The following is a 15,899-nucleotide window of genomic DNA, read 5'->3' as shown; positions in this document are numbered from 1 at the left end:
TCAGACTCCGGAAAGATCATAGGGCCGCGCGAGCACGATGGCCCTGCCGCTGGCAAGCGAGAAGCGCACGCGGCCTTCCGCCACATTGGAAATGGTGCGCGACGAGCCGAAGGGCAAATGGAAGTCGATGAGCGGATAGCGGGCATTTTCGATGGACAGCCCGTTGAGTTCGCTGAAGCCCGGCACCGAAAACAGGCTGCCGGGCGGAAGGTCGATCTCCAGCGCACCGGGAAGCAAAGGTACCGCCTCCTCGCTGCCCGAGGTGAGCAGCACGTCGAAACCTTGCTGTGCCAGTTCGACCCCGTAAAGCAAATGTTGAAGCGCATGGTCGGAACGTTCGCCGCCCAGCGCACCTGCAAGGATCAGGCGTTTTGCGCCGCGCTCGATCGCCTCGGCAACGGCGATTTCACCATCGGTCGCAGCCTTTGCGGCCGGATAGGGCTGGCGCGGCACGGTGGGAAAGGCCCCGTCGAGATCGGGCGGCGTCGAATCGAAATCGCCGACCCACAGTTCCGGCACCACGCCGAGAGCCGCCGCATGGCGCATGCCGCCATCGGCCGCAATGAAGCGGCTGTCCCGAACGGCGTCGCGCAGGCGATCCGTCAGGCTGAGTGCCCCGCCGAGCAGGATGGTGAAGGTGGACTGGCTCATGGGCATTGCCCATAGCGCAAACGGGGGGTGAAGGGGAAGGGGCGCCAGACATCCGGCCGGGCATCCGGCGCCTTTCTCCTAGAAGCGGTAGGTCACGCCGGCGCCGATCAGCCAGGGATCGAGTTTCGCTTTGCCGCTGACGTCGGCACCGCCGACTGTCGCATCGAAATCCGGGCGCAGGAAGATCTTCTTCACATCCACGTTCGCGCCCCAGTGCTCGTCGAACATATAGTCGAAGCCCGCCTGCAGGGCGACGCCGAACGTGTTCTTCACGTCGAGGCTGTCGGCGCTCTTGCCGGACTGGTTGTAGAAGACCGTGTAGTTCACACCGGCGCCGAGATAGGGCTGGAAGGCACCGAAATCGGTGAAATGATATTGCAGTGTCAGCGTCGGCGGCAGCAGCCAGGTCTTGCCGATTTCGCCGAGCCCGGCAATCGAACCTTCGCCATGCACATTGGCATAGGTCGTGCCGAGAATGAGTTCGGCGGAAATATTGTCGGTGAAGAAATAGGAGATATCCACTTCCGGAACCACAGTGTCCGAATAGGACAGACCCGATCCGGAGATGCCGTCGACCGAACCGTTGTCGCGCGTGATCACCCCGAGCGCGCGCAGGCGCACCTGCCATGGGCTTTGCGCGGCCGCCGGCGCGTCTGCCGGAGGCGTCAGATCGGCGCAAAGCGCCGCCTGCCCGAAGGATGCGAAAACAATGGCGGCAAACATGCCTCTCAGCCGAAGCCGATGATGTTTCATGTGAATCTCTCCTGATGTCGTCGAACGAGGAGAGACTTAGACTTGCCTTGGACGGGCCGGCTTGAGCGAGATCAAACGCTCCGCCTATTTTCCTCAGCCCGGCGTATCCTTGTCGCGGGAAAGGAAGATCGCCTCATAGCCGCCGATGAATTTCTCGAACAGCAGCGAGAAAGTTTCGACTTCTTCCTGCGGCCAGTCCCGCACGACCTCGGAAACGAAGGCAAGCTTCTGGGCCTGGATTTCCGCCAGCAGATTCTGCCCGACCGGCGTCATGACGACGACGATACGGCGCGCATCCGCCTGCGAAGCCTCGCGGCGCAGGACGTTGCGGCCGACCATATCGGACACGACCCGGCTTGCCCGCGATGGGTCGATGCGCAGCATCTCGGCAATGGCCCCGACCGTCACCTCGCCGTTTTCCTGCGCGCGGCGCACGGCATCGAGCACGTCCAGATGCGAAAGCTCCAGATCCGGCGCCACGCTCTGGATCGCCAGGCGGCCGATCAGCCGGCGGCCTGTCATCATTCGCATGCGCGTCATGGTGCGGCCGATGCGTGGCACGCTGTCCATGGAAGCGTCGTCAAGCGCGATCGGTCTTGTCTTGGGCAGGGTCTCGTTCATGACGGAACCATAACAGACGGGAGTCGAAAATAAAATATGCCGATGTCAATAATGTGCCATTGACAAATATATGACATTAGCACATAAAGCACTGGCACAACGAATATGGCCCTCCCATGGATATGCAACCTGCCCCCGCACCGCTCGTGACGGATCCCCGCAAGCGTCTCATCCTTTTCCTCTTCCTGATGACCGCCATGTTCATGGCAACGCTTGACAACCAGATCGTCTCCACCGCTCTGCCGACAATCGTCGGCGAGTTCGGCCATCTGGATCGCTTCGGTTGGGTCGGTTCTGCCTATCTGCTGGCGCTCAGCGCCGTCATGCCGCTCTACGGCAAGCTCGGCGATCTCTTCGGCCGCAAATATGTGATGATGACGGCGATCGCGATCTTCACGGCGGGCTCTGCCGTCTGCGGCCTTGCCGTCTCCATGAACACGCTGATCGCCGCCCGCGTATTGCAGGGCTTCGGCGGCGGCGGCATCATGGTTTCGATCTTCGCCGTCAACGCCGACCTGTTCGAGCCGCGCGAGCGCGCCCGCTACCAGAGTTATTCCAGCCTCGTTCTGATGGCCTCCGGCGCCATCGGCCCGGTCCTCGGCGGCACGATGAGCGATCTCTTCGGCTGGCGCTCGATCTTCCTCGTCAACGTGCCGATCGGTTTCATCGTATTGACCGGTCTCGCCTTCATGCTGCCCTACCGCAAGCCGCATCGCCGGCCGAAGATCGACTATGCCGGCGCGCTCCTGCTGGCGCTGACGACGACCAGCATCGTGCTTGCGACCGACAGCAGCGAGCTTTTCGGCGCGCTGATCTCGCCGCAAAGCATCGGCATCGTCGCCTTCGGCGTGGTGTGTGCCGTCACCTGGGTATTCGTCGAGCGCCGCGCGCCGGAGCCGATCGTACCGCTGCAGCTTTTCCGCAATTCAACCTTCAGCCTGTTGCTGGTGATCTCCATCATGGGCGGCGCGATCGCCATCGGCATGGTCAACTATCTCGCGCTGTTCCTGCAGACGACGACGGGCCTTTCGCCCTCCGGCGCCGGCCTGCTCTTCATCCTGCTGACAGGCGGCCTCGTCTGCGGCTCCCTGAATGCCGGCCGTATCATTTCGAAGACCGGCCGCTACAAGCCCTTCGCCATCGCCAGCCTCACCTGCAGCGCCATTGCCTTCGCCTTGATCTCGCAGGTTCATGCCGGAACGCCGATCGCCTTCATCGGCGCCATCATGCTTCTGCACGGCATCGGTATCGGCCTTGCACAGCAGGTTCCGGTCATCGGCGTTCAGAACGCCGCCCCGGCCCGCGATGTCGGCGCGGCGACCGGCTCGGTCACGCTGTCGCGCATGGGCGGCGCCTCGATTGCCATTTCCATCTACGGCGCGATCATCGCATCACAGCTCGGCAGGCTCGGCTCCTCCATTCCCGGTGTTGCCAATATCGAGGAGCTGACGCCGAAAATGATGGCAGCACTTCCCGAGGCCAGCCGCCAGGCCGTGGCCGACGCTTATGCCGCTGCCTTCTCGCCGCTGTTCATGACCTCCTGCGGCATTGCTTTGATCGGTCTGGTGGCCGCCATCATGCTGAAACCGGTGCAGCTGCCGCGCGCCGGCGAACGCAAGAGCGACCCGGCCAATCTCGCTGCGGAAGCCGCAGAATAGGCACAGGCGCACCCTCGCCTGCCCTCTCTCATTTTAGCAGAGACGAAACACCACCCTTAATTGCATTCTTCGCGCAAGCGTTACGCTTGCCCGCATCGGTCGCCGTAATGGCCGATTTTTTCCGCAGTGCGGTCGGAATCTGCACTTGCGATGGAACTTTCGCCATAATTTCATCGGAGCGAGAAGTGCCTCGACGGGCGAGGCATTGCCGAAATGCAACGGCGCCACATTTAGATAGAGTCTCGCTATGCAACCCACGCGGAAATCAGCTACAGCAAAGACTTGGATTGGCCGATTGTGCAGCGCGAGAACCGAGGCGGAAGCCTATTGAATTTTCCTGGCAACGGCCGGCCCGAAGATGCGGCGGACCGGCGACTTAAAATGACGCGGAGAGACAGACTGGACAGCATGACGACGTGGAAATCGCCCGCGCTTTCCAGGAATGCCTTTCTTGCGCCACGCCGTTGGGCGCGCCGCCTCCTGCTGCTTTCGGTCTGCGCCGTGGCGCTGAACGGTTGCGAGTCGCTGATCGAGCAGTCCTATCAGCCAACCGTCGGCCCCTCGTCCAACCCGCAAATCGTCGACGAAGTGCAGAAGAACGATCCGCGTGCCGCCATGGGCGCGCGCGAACATCCGCGCATCGTTGCGAGCTACGGCGGTGAATACAAGGACGCCAAGACCGAGCGCCTTGTCGCCCGCATCGCCGGCGCGCTGACGGCCGTCTCGGAAAACCCGAGCCAGTCCTACCGCATCACCATCCTCAACTCGCCTGCCATCAACGCCTTCGCACTGCCGGGCGGCTATCTCTATGTTACCCGCGGCCTGCTTGCGCTTGCCAACGACGCCTCGGAAGTGGCCGCCGTTCTTTCGCACGAAATGGGCCATGTCACCGCAAACCACGGCATCGAACGCCAGAAGCGCGAAGAGGCGGAAGTGATCGCCAGCCGCGTCGTCGCCGAAGTTCTGTCGAGCGATATCGCCGGCAAACAGGCGCTTGCCCGTGGCAAACTGCGCCTTGCCGCCTTCTCCCGCCAGCAGGAACTGCAGGCCGACGTCATCGGCGTGCGCATGCTCGGCGAAGCCGGCTATGATCCCTATGCGGCCGCCCGGTTCCTCGATTCCATGGCCGCCTACAGCCGCTTCATGTCGGTCGATCCGGAAGCCGACCAGAGCCTGGACTTCCTGTCGAGCCATCCGAATTCCGCCCAGCGCATCGAGCTTGCCCGCAGCCATGCCCGCGCCTTCGGCCAGGAAGGTTCGGTCGGCGACAAGGGCCGGGACTATTATCTCGACGGTATCGACGGCCTCCTCTATGGCGACAGTCCGGAAGAGGGGTATGTGCGGGGCCAGACCTTCCTGCACGGCGGCCTCGGCATCCGCTTCGACGTGCCGCCCGACTTCAGCATCGACAACAAGGTCGAAGCGGTCATGGCAACCGGCCCGAACGATATCGCCATCCGCTTCGACGGTGTGGCCGACAACCAGAACCAGAGCCTGACGAATTACATTTCCAGCGGCTGGGTGACCGGCCTCGACCCCTCGACCATCCAGCCGATCAACGTCAACGGCATGGAGGCCGCGACCGCGCGCGCCACCGCCGACCGCTGGGACTTCGATGTCACAGTCATCAGAAACAACAACCAGATTTTCCGTTTTCTGACGGCAGTGCCGAAAGGCAGCCCGTCGCTGGAGCCGACGGCAAACGTTCTGCGCGCGAGCTTCCGCCGGATGACGCCGAGCGAAGCCGCTTCGCTGAAGCCGCTGCGCGTGCGGGTGGTGACGGTCCGCCCCGGCGACAACATCACCACGCTCGCCTCCCGCATGATGGGCACCGATCGCAAGCTCGATCTCTTCAAGCTGATCAACGCCCTGCCGACGGGTGCCGCCGTGTCTCCGGGCGACCGGGTGAAGATTATCTCCGAATAAAAGAAAGCCCGGCTTTAAACCGGGCCAGTCTGTGCTGCTGGGGAGTAATTCCTGGTCAGGCGTAGGTTGCCATATGCGGGTCGGCGCTGACGAGCGCCGTACGAAGCTTTTCCATCGCCCGGCTTTCGATCTGCCGCACGCGCTCCTTGGAAATCCCGAGGTCGGCGCCGAGCTCTTCGAGCGTTGCCCCGTCTTCGGCGAGCCGGCGCGCGCTGATGATCTTCATTTCCCGTTCGTTGAGATGCTTGAGGGCAGACGCAAGCCAGACGCGGCGGCGCTCGCCGTCAATCATGTTGGAGACCTGCTCATCCGGCAGCGGTTCGTCGCTGACGAGGAAATCCATCTTTTCGGCGCTGTCGGCATCACCCGACACGGAAGGCGCCTGCAGCGAGGCGTCGTTGCCGGAAAGGCGCGCGTCCATCGTCTGCACGTCGGCGAGGCTGACACCGAGAGCAGCGGCGATTTCCTGATGAATGGACTGCAGCGTCAGTTGCGTGTCGCCCTTGGCAAGCTTGGCACGCAGGCGCCGCAGGTTGAAGAACAGCGCCTTCTGGGCCGAACTCGTGCCGCCGCGCACGATCGACCAGTTGCGCAGGATATAGTCCTGGATCGAGGCACGGATCCACCAGCTTGCATAGGTGGAAAACCGCACATCGCGCGCCGGTTCGAAACGAGCCGCGGCCTCCAGGAGCCCGACATAGCCTTCCTGCACGAGATCGCTCATCGGCAGGCCGAAATTGCGGAACTTGCCGGCCATGGAAATCACGAGGCGCATATGCGCCATGGCGATCTGATTGCGGGCACCGCGGTCCTCATGGTCTTTCCAGCGGATGGCCAGGTTATGCTCTTCTTCACGGGCGAGATAGGGAGCCGCCATTGCTATTTTGATCATGCGCCGATCTGCAGACATGTTCTTCATATCGCTCTCCTAAACGGGCCACGTGCCTAAAAATGAACAAGCAAACATCGTTTCCGGAACATCGCTGTTCCGGAGCAAACTCGGATCCTGAATGCATAAGGGCCTCGCTCCTGGACTTTTCAGGAGGAGGCCCTATCTCTCATCATATGCCGCCGAAGCGGCTGGATTGGATCAGTTTCTTGAGATTGCCGGAAAGGCAAATTCTGGAGATCATGATCCGCTCCTCATCGAACATTGACAGCTTTGGCGGACATCGGGCCGAGCTTCAAGGCTCCGGCTTAAGTCCGCATCACTGTGTATGAACGCTGGAGCGTCGAAAAAGTTCCAATAAAAAACCCGGCACCAAGGCCGGGTTTTTTCGTCAGCAAAAACAATGCGCTGTTAAGCGGCTTCGTCCTGCGAGTCGTCCTCTTCGATTGCCTTGCCGCGCTTCGGACCCTTGTTGAGATTGGTCTCGACGAGGCGAACGGCTTCGGTTTCCGACATCTTGTTGACGGCCGCGATTTCGCGGGCCATGCGGTCGAGAGCGGCCTCGTAAAGCTGGCGCTCGGAATAGGACTGTTCCGGCTGGTTCTCTGCACGGTAAAGGTCGCGAACGACTTCTGCGATGGAAATCAGGTCGCCGGAATTGATCTTCGCATCATATTCCTGGGCGCGGCGGGACCACATGGTGCGCTTGACGCGAGCCTTGCCCTGCACGACCTTGAGGGCACGCTCAACGAAGTCGGTCTCGGAAAGCTTGCGCATGCCGATGCTCATGGCCTTCGCGACCGGAACCTTCAAACGCATCTTGTCCTTTTCAAAATCGATGACGAAAAGTTCAAGCTTCATGCCTGCGACTTCTTGCTCTTCGATAGCCGTGATGGTACCGACGCCGTGTGCGGGATACACGATCGATTCACCAGTCTTGAAGCCGTGACGTGCGGTAGAAGGTTTTTTCTGCTGGGTGGTCATTCTAATCAAAAACTCCCTGTTACGCTTCCGGCAGCGGCCGGAGCCGGGTCAGTCAGGCCCGGATGAGACGGTTAAATCCGTCGGGTGACTTCACTCTGGTTCCACCAGACAGAAGCAAAAGCTATCCTTGCGCGCGATCTTGGGATCCGACAGCTCAAGTTATTGATATGTCACGGAAACCGCGTACGGATTTGTTCTACTTTCGTGATGGTTTTGGGCATGCGTCATGCCACAAATGGAACAGTGTGGTGAACGTATCACAAAAATATGAGGAAATCAATAATTTGCTGAACGTGAGTCATGTAGGCAACACATAGCCCCCATGTGACTCACGCGTAATTTGAAACGTTTAACCTACCGTTGAACCCGGTTTCAACGGCACGGCACGCGGATATTTTCAATCGCCGCTGCCGGGCTTTTCCGAGAAGTATTTCTCGAATTTCCCGGTCTCGCCGTCCAGTTCCTTGGCCCCGGCCATCGGCTCTTTTTTCACCGTGATATTCGGCCAGATGCTGGCATATTCGGCATTGATCTTCAGCCACTTGTCGAGCCCCGGCTCGGTATCGGGCTTGATTGCCTCGGCAGGACATTCCGGCTCGCAAACGCCGCAGTCGATGCACTCATCGGGATGAATGACGAGGAAATTCTCGCCCTCGTAGAAACAGTCGACCGGGCAGACTTCGACACAATCGGTGTATTTGCAGCGGATGCAATTGTCGGTCACGACATAGGTCATGAAGAACTCCAGGATGTCCATGCGGGCGGGGTCGGGCAACCTGGAACGTCGCGCCTGTCCCCTGAGCCGGAGAGAAAGCGTGGACAGGCTTGGGAGGCAAGCACGCTACCCGGCAGGCTGCGTGTGACGTATCGGCTTTACAGCAGGATTTCAAGGACAAACGATCTCTGAAAGGCTGACGGCGGGAAGAGTTTTCTAATCCTCGTCCGACATCAGCCTGTCGATTGCACGGCGTTCCTTTTTCGTCGGCCTTCCGGAACCGCTAGCGCGAATGGCCTGCTCATAGGGCGTGAGACGTTTTGCCTCATCCGGGGGCGGCGACAGATCCTCGTAGAGCAGCTTAGCCTCCTCATAAGGTCCGCGCCGGTCGCCGGGCAGGCGGACGACCAGGACGACATCTCGCCGCTCCAGCGTCAGGTCGACGCGGTCGCCCGCCTTGACCGTCTGGCTGGGCTGCGCGCAGCGCGTGCCGTTGATGCTGACGTGACCGGACTGGATATGGCTCTGCGCCAGCGAGCGCGACTTCACCATGCGGGCGAAAAACAGCCATTTGTCGATGCGCTGGCGCGAACCGCTTCCTGGCTGTGTTTCTTCGCCCATGGTTACTTCTTCATCTGCTCCTTGAGCGCAGCAAGCTTGGCAAAGGGAGAATCCGGATCGATCGGCTTCTCCTTGCGCGGCGGCTTGGCCTCGAAGCGCAGCGGCTGCGAATTGCCGCGGTTGTTGTTGCGGTCGTTGCGATCGCCACGATCCTTGCGGTCGCCGCGATCCTGACGATCGCCGCGCTGCTCGTTGCGGTCATTGCGCGCATGTTGAGGACGTCCGCCGTCACGATTGCCGCCTTCGCGGTTGCCGCCGTCCCGGTTGCGGTTGTTGTTGCGGTTGCCGTCCCGGCTTTCGCCGCCTTCGCCGCCATGGCGGCGATTGTTGCGGTCTGCGCGGTCCTGCCCCTGGCCTTGTCCGCCACGGCGCTCGCCATGGCCGCGCGCCTGACGCTGGTTTTCGTTGCGTCCCCCGAGACGCCACAGGAGAACCGGCTTGGGCTCCGCAGCCTCGCCGGCCTCGGCCGAAGCTTCGGCAACTGCCGGCGCTTCCGCAGCCGCCGGCGCGGCTTCGACGGCGGGCGCCTCTTCCGAAGCGCCGTCGGCGTCGTCATGGTCGGCCTTCTCAGCCGTTTCTTCGGCCGCAGGCTCGGCCGCAACCGCCGCCGGTGCGGATGCAGCATCCTGCGTCGCAAGGAATGCGGTCGCCTCTTCGGCCTTTACCGCGTCGGCACGGTAGCCGAGACCCTTGAGGATCTCTTCCATGTCTTCCAGTGTCGCGCCGAGAATGGACAGCATTGCCGTCGTCGTCGTGAAGCGGCGTCCGTCATAGGCGCCGTCCGGGCGCGCGCCCTGACCCGGCTTCCACTGCAGCAGCGGACGGATGAGGTCGGCAAGTCGCTCGAGAATGTCGATGCGCACCGCGCGCTTGCCGAGGAAACGGAAGCCCGCGAGTTTGTAGAACATGCGCTCGAAGCTCGGATCGGTGACGACGGACGTGCGGCCGGCGGCCAGCACCGGGATGAGATCGCCATAGCCTGGCTTTTCGAGGCCGTCGTTCTTCAGTGCCCAGAGCAGGGTGATGAGTTCCGCCGGCGCCGGCTTGAGAAGCGCCGGTACGAAGATGTGATATGCGCCGAAGCGGATGCCGTAACGGCGCATGGAGGCGCGGGCATCCTGGTCCAGGGACTTCACCTCTTCCGTCACATCGCGGCGGAAGAGCACGCCGAGATTTTCCACGAGCTGGAAGGCGAGCCCCTTGGCAAGACCCTGCAGGTCCTCGGCGCGCGACAGGTCGTCCAGCGGCTTCAGTACCGTGCTGATATGGTGGTTGACGAACCGTTCGATACGGGCGGCGACATGGTCGCGCGCATTGCCCGTCAGCTGCTCGTCGGCAAGCAGGATGACGCGCGGCCGCATCACATGGTCGCTGCCGGAAAGACGGCCGACGGGATCGCCGAGCCAGCGCACCAGCCCATCCGAGCCGATCGCCAGATCGGCATTGCCTGCGGCATGCAGGCGCGCTGCGCGAGCTTCGAATTCGAGCGCGAGCGCCTTTTGCGACGCAGCCTGAACCGCCTTGGCGTCCGGCCCGTCCGTTCCCCCGACAGGCGTGAAACGGAACCCGGTCAACTGCCCCACATGATGTCCTTCAACGAAGACATCGCCATTCACACTGATTTCAGCTTCCAGCATCGCATTCTCTCTCAGGCGCTTCATGAGCACAGATGTCCTGCGATCAACAAAGCGTTTCGTCAACCTTTCATGTAACGCATCGGACAATCGATCTTCGATTTCCCGCGTCTTTTCCTGCCAGTGTGTCGGATCGGCAAGCCAGCCGGGCCGATTCGATACATAGGTCCAGGTTCTTATCTGCGCGATTCGCGCCGAAAGCGTGTCAATTTCCCCATCTGTCCGATCAGAGCGGTGAACTTGCTCCGCAAGAAATTGCTCGTTCACCGTGCCATAGCGCACCAGATCGGAAAAGAGGGTAGAGATAAGATCGGCATGTTGCGCAGGCGTTATGCGCCGATAGTCCGGCAGAGCGCAAGCCTCCCAGAGCTTTTCGACCCGCGCCGGCGTGTCAGCGAGATCAATGATTTCCGGATAGCGCGACAGGTGTTCGAGCGCCTGCTGGTCGACTGCCGGCAGCGCCCGCGTCAGGCCCGGCACGCGGGGGCCGGTCTCCAGGCTTGCCCGCAGGGATTGTATCGAGGAAAAATCGAGATCCTTGGTGCGCCACTGCAGAACCTTGATATTGTCGAACTCATGGCCCTCGATGCGCTGCACGAGCTCCTCGTCGAAGGGCGAGACCTGGCCGGTGACGCCAAAGGTACCGTCGCGCACGTGCCGGCCGGCACGGCCGGCGATCTGGCCGAGTTCGCCGGGATTGAGGTTGCGGAACTGGTAGCCGTCGAATTTCCGGTCCTGGGCGAAGGCCACATGGTCGACGTCGAGATTGAGGCCCATGCCGATCGCATCGGTCGCAACGAGATATTCGACATCGCCGGCCTGATAGAGCGCCACCTGCGCATTGCGGGTGCGCGGGCTGAGTGCGCCGAGCACGACGGCTGCCCCGCCGCGCTGGCGTCGGATCAGCTCCGCGATCGCATAGACCTCGTCCGCCGAGAAGGCGACGATCGCCGAGCGCTGCGGCAGCCGGGTAATCTTTTTCTGCCCGGCGTAAAGAAGGTGGGAAAGCCGCGGCCGCTCCGTAACCGTAATCCCCGGCAGAAGCTGCTGCAGGATCGGCCGCATGGTGGCAGCGCCAAGCAGAAGCGTCTCCTCGCGGCCGCGCAGATGCAGGATCCGGTCTGTAAAGATATGGCCGCGCTCGAGATCGCCCGCGAGCTGCACTTCATCGATGGCGACGAAGGCCGCCTTGGTCTCCCGCGGCATTGCTTCGACCGTGCACACCGAGAAACGCGCATTCGGCGGCGAAATCTTTTCTTCGCCTGTCACCAGCGCCACGTTCTGGGCACCGACCTTTTCGACCACCCGCGTATAGACCTCGCGCGCCAGCAGACGCAGCGGCAGGCCGATGACACCCGTGCCGTGCGCCACCATGCGTTCGATCGCATAATGGGTCTTGCCGGTATTGGTCGGCCCGAGCACCGCGGTCACGCCGCGCCCGCTCAGTATCATCGGCTGCGAAGTCAGGGTCATGGTCCATGCAAGTGAGGCGCGAACGCCCCGGGGTCAAGTCGGCTCCTGCGGGAGAGGCACAGAACACATGGACAGCCGAAGCACCAAACGCAAGGGCAGATTTGAAATAGACTTTGGATTGAGCGTGGAAGCCACAGTAGCTAAGTGCTTGATTTAAGATTCGGAACAGCTTGAGAACGAATCGGAGACGAATCGCTGACTCCCGCTGATTCAGCTTTTGTTCACGGCTAAGTATTGATTTTGAATCACTTTTTTACACTAGATGCTGAATCTGCCGATCCGACCGAGAACAAATGCCGGCAACCGCGATTAACGCTTGTGGCATGCACCGCAGAAACGCAAGGTCAAGCCCAAAATTAACAGTTCGACCAAAGCCGGAACGAATCGGAGACGAATCGCTGATGTCGAGGTTTTCCCTTTTCGTTCACGGCGAGATCTTGTGAGCGCTGTGGTCTCTGATCCCAAGATACGGATTCCGATCTTGCTGCCGCCGTTCAAAGCCGTATGACCGCATTAATCTTTTACATGTCGAATTCACGAAGCTTTAAGCCGGCCGCTGCCGGCAATCGGCTTAGGAGTCACCGCCGATCAAAGCCGGAACGAATCGCCGACGAATCAGAGACATCTTCATTTTCCGGCTTTGTTCACCGCAACATATTGTATTTAAATGGAATTTTAACCATAACAGGAAATGGCCGACATCGGTTTGCCGACTTGCTTTCCTCGAAACCGGCTAAATCCGGTTCTGTCATAGTGGCCGATAACGCCGGCGTGATATTCCGAGAGCTTAGCCGGGAACAAAAATCGAGGATGCGTGTTACTAGTCCAGTCGAAATGAGGATGAGGCAGGACAAACACCATGCTTGGCACGATACTTCTTATTATCCTTATTCTATTATTGATCGGCGCCTTGCCGAATTGGGGTTATAGCCGCGGATGGGGCTATGGACCTTCCGGAGGTTTGGGGTTAGTTCTCGTCATCATTATCATTCTTGTCCTGATGGGCCGAATTTAAAGGCCAGAACCTGGGGAGTTTAGACATGAAGAAGATTGTTCTTAGCTGCGCTCTCATCGGCGCTCTCGCATCCTGCACGCCGACGGAGCAGGGCACGGCGATCGGCGCCGGCACGGGCGCCATCATCGGCGGCGCTGTCACCAACAGCTGGGGCGGCGCGGCAGTCGGCGCAGTCGCTGGCGGCCTGACAGGCGCCCTGATCGGCCAGTCGGTCGAACGCCGCGGCTACTGCATCTATCGCGACCGCTACGGCCGCCGCTACGAAGCGCGTTGCCGCTAATCGGCATCGGCCCATCAGAAATTTTCAACGGGCGCTTCGGCGCCCGTTTTTCTTCCGCCTTTTCGTCGTCAACGCTGCGTTGACGATGGGTCGCTGAAGTCAAACCTACCGCGTCGCCAGCGCCGAGCCCATATTCCTTTCAACATCGCAGGGACCGAGCACATACCGCCTGCGAGCGCAAAGGAACGCTACCATGGCCCAGATTTTCCTCAATTCCGCCGTCGCCGTCCTGATCGCCTCGGCTTTTCTGACGACGGCAGTCGCTGCCCTCCGCAGCCGGGACCGCGCTGTCCAGAAAGTGCCGGTCAGAGCCGGCAGGCGCCATCATCCAAACGCCTGACCTATCCACGAAACCGGAGCCGCGTGGCAGCGGCTATCCGAGCCCCCGACCACGGGGAGAAGCGAATATGAACAGGATCATCGCAATCGCTGCCCTCATCACCATCGGCCTTGCAGCCTATGGTGCGTCTGCCGGCCCCTATGACGGTACCGGCAGCTTCCCGAACAGCTATGCACACAGCCAGAAGAAATAGGCTCAGACGAAGAACTGGCCGCCATTGGCCGTCAGCGTCGAACCGGTAATGAAACCGGCATCGTCGGAAACGAGGAAGGTTACGCAGCGCGCGATCTCCTCGGGTTCGCCCAGGCGCCCGACCGGGATTTGCGGAATGATCTTCTCGTTCAGCACCTTTTCCGGCACCGCACGCACCATCTCCGTCCCGATATAACCGGGGCAGATGGCATTGACGGTGATGTTCTTGACGGCGCCTTCCTGGGCAAGCGCCTTGGTAAATCCAAGGTCGCCGGCTTTTGCGGCCGAATAGTTCACCTGCCCCATCTGACCCTTCTGGCCGTTGATGGAAGATATGTTGACGATACGGCCGAAGCTGCGGTCACGCATGCCGTTCCAGACATGGTGCGTCATGTTGAACAGGCCGGTGAGATTGGTGTTGATGACCTCGTGCCATTGCTGCGGCGTCATCTTGTGGAACATCGCGTCGCGCGTGATGCCGGCATTGTTGACGAGGATCTCGACCGGCCCGAGTTCGGCCTGGACTTTCGCTATGCCCTCGCCGCAGGCGTCGTAGTCGGAGACGTCCCACCTGAAGGCCGGAACACCGGTGGCATCGTGAAATGCTCTCGCCTTTTCCTCATTGCCGGCATAGTTGGCGGCCACTCGATAGCCGGCATTCTTGAGCGCCATCGAAATTGCCGCGCCGATGCCGCGCGTACCCCCAGTGACCAGAGCCACTCTGCTCATGTTCCGCTCCCCTTTTGTTGTCAGCCCGCTCTCGGGCGGGCCTCAAGAAACATGCATCGTACGCTATTTACATTGCTTCGAAGCACATCGCGACGCCCATGCCGCCGCCGATGCACAGAGTAGCCAACCCCTTCCTGGCGCCCCGGCGCTTCATCTCGAAGAGCAGGGTGTTGAGAATACGCGCTCCCGAAGCGCCGATCGGATGACCGATCGCAATCGCACCGCCGTTGACGTTGACGATATCGGGATTCCAGCCGAGATCCCTGTTGACGGCGCAGGACTGGGCCGCAAAGGCCTCGTTGGCTTCGACAAGGTCGAGATCGCCGACAGACCAGCCCGCCTTTTCCAGCGCCTTGCGGGAAGCCGGGATCGGGCCTGTGCCCATGACCTGCGGGTCGACGCCGGCCGTCGCCCAGGAAACGATGCGGGCAAGCGGCTGGATACCGCGGCGCGAAGCTTCCGCCTCGCTCATCAGCACGGCGGCGGCGGCCCCGTCGTTGAGACCGGAGGCATTCGCGGCGGTCACCGTGCCATCCTTGTCGAACGCGGGCCGCAGCTTGGCCATGGCCTCGAGCGTCGCGCCGTGGCGAATATACTCGTCGGCATCGACGGTCACGTCACCCTTGCGGGTCTGAATGACGAAGGGAACGATTTCATCCTTGAAGCGGCCGGCTTTCTGCGCGGCTTCGGCCTTGTTCTGCGAGCCGACGGCGAACTGGTCCTGGTCGTCACGGGAAAGCTGCCATTGCCGCGCGATATTTTCCGCGGTGATGCCCATGTGGTAGCCGTAGAAGGCGTCGGTCAGGCCGTCCTTGATCATGGTGTCGATCATTTTCATGTCGCCCATCTTCACGCCGCCGCGCAAATGCGCTGCATGCGGCGCCATCGACATGGATTCCTGGCCGCCGGCGACAATGATCTTCGCATCGCCAAGCGCGATCTGCTGCATGCCAAGCGCAACGGCGCGCAGGCCCGAGCCGCACAGCTGATTGACGCCCCAGGCAGTCGCCTCCTTGGGAATTCCGGCCTTCATCGCCGCCTGGCGGGCCGGGTTCTGGCCTTCGCCAGCCTGCAGAACCTGGCCGAGAATGACCTCATCGACCTCTTCAGGGGAAACACCAGCTCGCTCCAGCGCGCCCTTGACGGCGGCAGCACCAAGCTCGTGAGCGGGAACGGTACCGAAAGCACCGTTGAAGGAACCGACAGCGGTACGCGCTGCGCTGGCGATGACGACGGATGAACTGCTCATGGGTGGTTTCCTCGTTTCTCATCACACATATAAGTCGAAACTGACAAAGCTGCAGGCCCAAGTCAAATGCCAAGACGGCGGGGGCACATTGTTGCAGCGCGCCAGAATGAATTTGCTCGTAAAGGAAAGGGCTTGCCGCATCGCACAAAGAGATTGTCACCACCCTTCT

The 15,899-nt window shown here is 61.3% G+C and carries 16 protein-coding genes; 6 read left to right on the top strand and 10 right to left on the bottom strand.

Annotated elements, in window-relative coordinates; all coding sequences use genetic code 11:
* The 3 genes from ACFPWW_RS29265 to ACFPWW_RS29255 form a co-directional block, all read right to left on the bottom strand.
* A complete protein-coding gene (locus ACFPWW_RS29265) occupies positions 1-651 on the bottom strand; it encodes a thiamine diphosphokinase (protein WP_112702695.1) in 651 nt (216 codons plus the stop codon).
* A gap of 78 nt (positions 652-729) precedes the next feature.
* Positions 730-1,404: an OmpW/AlkL family protein gene (locus ACFPWW_RS29260; RefSeq protein ID WP_377314698.1), complete on the bottom strand. Its 675-nt coding sequence runs from the start codon at positions 1,402-1,404 to the stop codon at positions 730-732.
* A 93-nt stretch (positions 1,405-1,497) separates the two neighbouring features.
* Positions 1,498-2,025 carry a MarR family winged helix-turn-helix transcriptional regulator gene (locus ACFPWW_RS29255; RefSeq protein ID WP_377314696.1) on the bottom strand — a complete coding sequence of 176 codons (528 nt, stop codon included), beginning with the start codon at positions 2,023-2,025 and terminating at the stop codon, positions 1,498-1,500.
* Between the two features lie 116 nt (positions 2,026-2,141).
* Here ACFPWW_RS29255 and ACFPWW_RS29250 point away from each other — a divergent pair, with 116 nt between their 5' ends.
* Both ACFPWW_RS29250 and ACFPWW_RS29245 read left to right on the top strand, forming a co-directional pair.
* Entirely contained in the window at positions 2,142-3,683 is a 1,542-nt protein-coding gene (locus ACFPWW_RS29250; protein ID WP_112564367.1) for an MDR family MFS transporter, read from the top strand.
* Positions 3,684-4,064: 381 nt separating this feature from the next.
* Positions 4,065-5,609: a M48 family metalloprotease gene (locus ACFPWW_RS29245; RefSeq protein WP_377314693.1), complete on the top strand. Its 1,545-nt coding sequence runs from the start codon at positions 4,065-4,067 to the stop codon at positions 5,607-5,609.
* 55 nt (positions 5,610-5,664) lie between these two features.
* Here ACFPWW_RS29245 and ACFPWW_RS29240 read toward each other — a convergent pair whose 3' ends face one another.
* The 5 genes from ACFPWW_RS29240 to ACFPWW_RS29220 all read right to left on the bottom strand — a co-directional run bounded on the left by ACFPWW_RS29240 (position 5,665) and on the right by ACFPWW_RS29220 (position 11,925).
* Positions 5,665-6,528, bottom strand: coding sequence for an RNA polymerase factor sigma-32 (locus ACFPWW_RS29240; RefSeq protein ID WP_112564363.1), 864 nt, complete (start codon positions 6,526-6,528; stop codon positions 5,665-5,667).
* Between the two features lie 381 nt (positions 6,529-6,909).
* On the bottom strand, positions 6,910-7,482 hold the full coding sequence (locus ACFPWW_RS29235; RefSeq protein WP_003543775.1) for a CarD family transcriptional regulator: 573 nt from the start codon (positions 7,480-7,482) through the stop codon (positions 6,910-6,912).
* A 397-nt stretch (positions 7,483-7,879) separates the two neighbouring features.
* Positions 7,880-8,218, bottom strand: coding sequence for a ferredoxin FdxA (fdxA, locus tag ACFPWW_RS29230; RefSeq protein ID WP_112564521.1), 339 nt, complete (start codon positions 8,216-8,218; stop codon positions 7,880-7,882).
* A gap of 195 nt (positions 8,219-8,413) precedes the next feature.
* On the bottom strand, positions 8,414-8,818 hold the full coding sequence (locus tag ACFPWW_RS29225; protein WP_377314686.1) for an RNA-binding S4 domain-containing protein: 405 nt from the start codon (positions 8,816-8,818) through the stop codon (positions 8,414-8,416).
* A 2-nt stretch (positions 8,819-8,820) separates the two neighbouring features.
* Entirely contained in the window at positions 8,821-11,925 is a 3,105-nt protein-coding gene (locus tag ACFPWW_RS29220) for a helicase-related protein (protein WP_377314684.1), read from the bottom strand.
* 859 nt (positions 11,926-12,784) lie between these two features.
* Here ACFPWW_RS29220 and ACFPWW_RS29215 point away from each other — a divergent pair.
* The 4 genes from ACFPWW_RS29215 (at position 12,785) to ACFPWW_RS29200 (ending at position 13,753) form a co-directional block, all read left to right on the top strand.
* Positions 12,785-12,940 carry a DUF3309 family protein gene (locus tag ACFPWW_RS29215; RefSeq protein WP_017962528.1) on the top strand — a complete coding sequence of 52 codons (156 nt, stop codon included), beginning with the start codon at positions 12,785-12,787 and terminating at the stop codon, positions 12,938-12,940.
* 25 nt (positions 12,941-12,965) lie between these two features.
* Positions 12,966-13,220 carry a YMGG-like glycine zipper-containing protein gene (locus tag ACFPWW_RS29210; protein ID WP_112564357.1) on the top strand — a complete coding sequence of 85 codons (255 nt, stop codon included), beginning with the start codon at positions 12,966-12,968 and terminating at the stop codon, positions 13,218-13,220.
* Between the two features lie 193 nt (positions 13,221-13,413).
* Positions 13,414-13,560: a hypothetical protein gene (locus ACFPWW_RS29205; RefSeq protein ID WP_377314680.1), complete on the top strand. Its 147-nt coding sequence runs from the start codon at positions 13,414-13,416 to the stop codon at positions 13,558-13,560.
* A gap of 67 nt (positions 13,561-13,627) precedes the next feature.
* Positions 13,628-13,753: a hypothetical protein gene (locus ACFPWW_RS29200; RefSeq protein ID WP_377314678.1), complete on the top strand. Its 126-nt coding sequence runs from the start codon at positions 13,628-13,630 to the stop codon at positions 13,751-13,753.
* Positions 13,754-13,755: 2 nt separating this feature from the next.
* On the opposite strand, the gene ACFPWW_RS29195 is transcribed toward ACFPWW_RS29200, so the two are convergent.
* Positions 13,756-14,481 carry a beta-ketoacyl-ACP reductase gene (locus tag ACFPWW_RS29195; protein ID WP_112564355.1) on the bottom strand — a complete coding sequence of 242 codons (726 nt, stop codon included), beginning with the start codon at positions 14,479-14,481 and terminating at the stop codon, positions 13,756-13,758.
* 67 nt (positions 14,482-14,548) lie between these two features.
* The gene (locus ACFPWW_RS29190; protein ID WP_112756988.1) at positions 14,549-15,730 is read right to left on the bottom strand and encodes an acetyl-CoA C-acetyltransferase; all 1,182 of its coding nucleotides are present in this window, start codon (positions 15,728-15,730) and stop codon (positions 14,549-14,551) included.
* Positions 15,731-15,899 lie beyond the last annotated feature (169 nt).

This window comes from Rhizobium sp. GCM10022189, from assembly GCF_042656325.1.
GTDB lineage: Bacteria > Pseudomonadota > Alphaproteobacteria > Rhizobiales > Rhizobiaceae > Rhizobium.
Note: the sequence above shows the minus strand (reverse complement) of the source record. Positions and strands in the feature narration are given on the sequence as shown.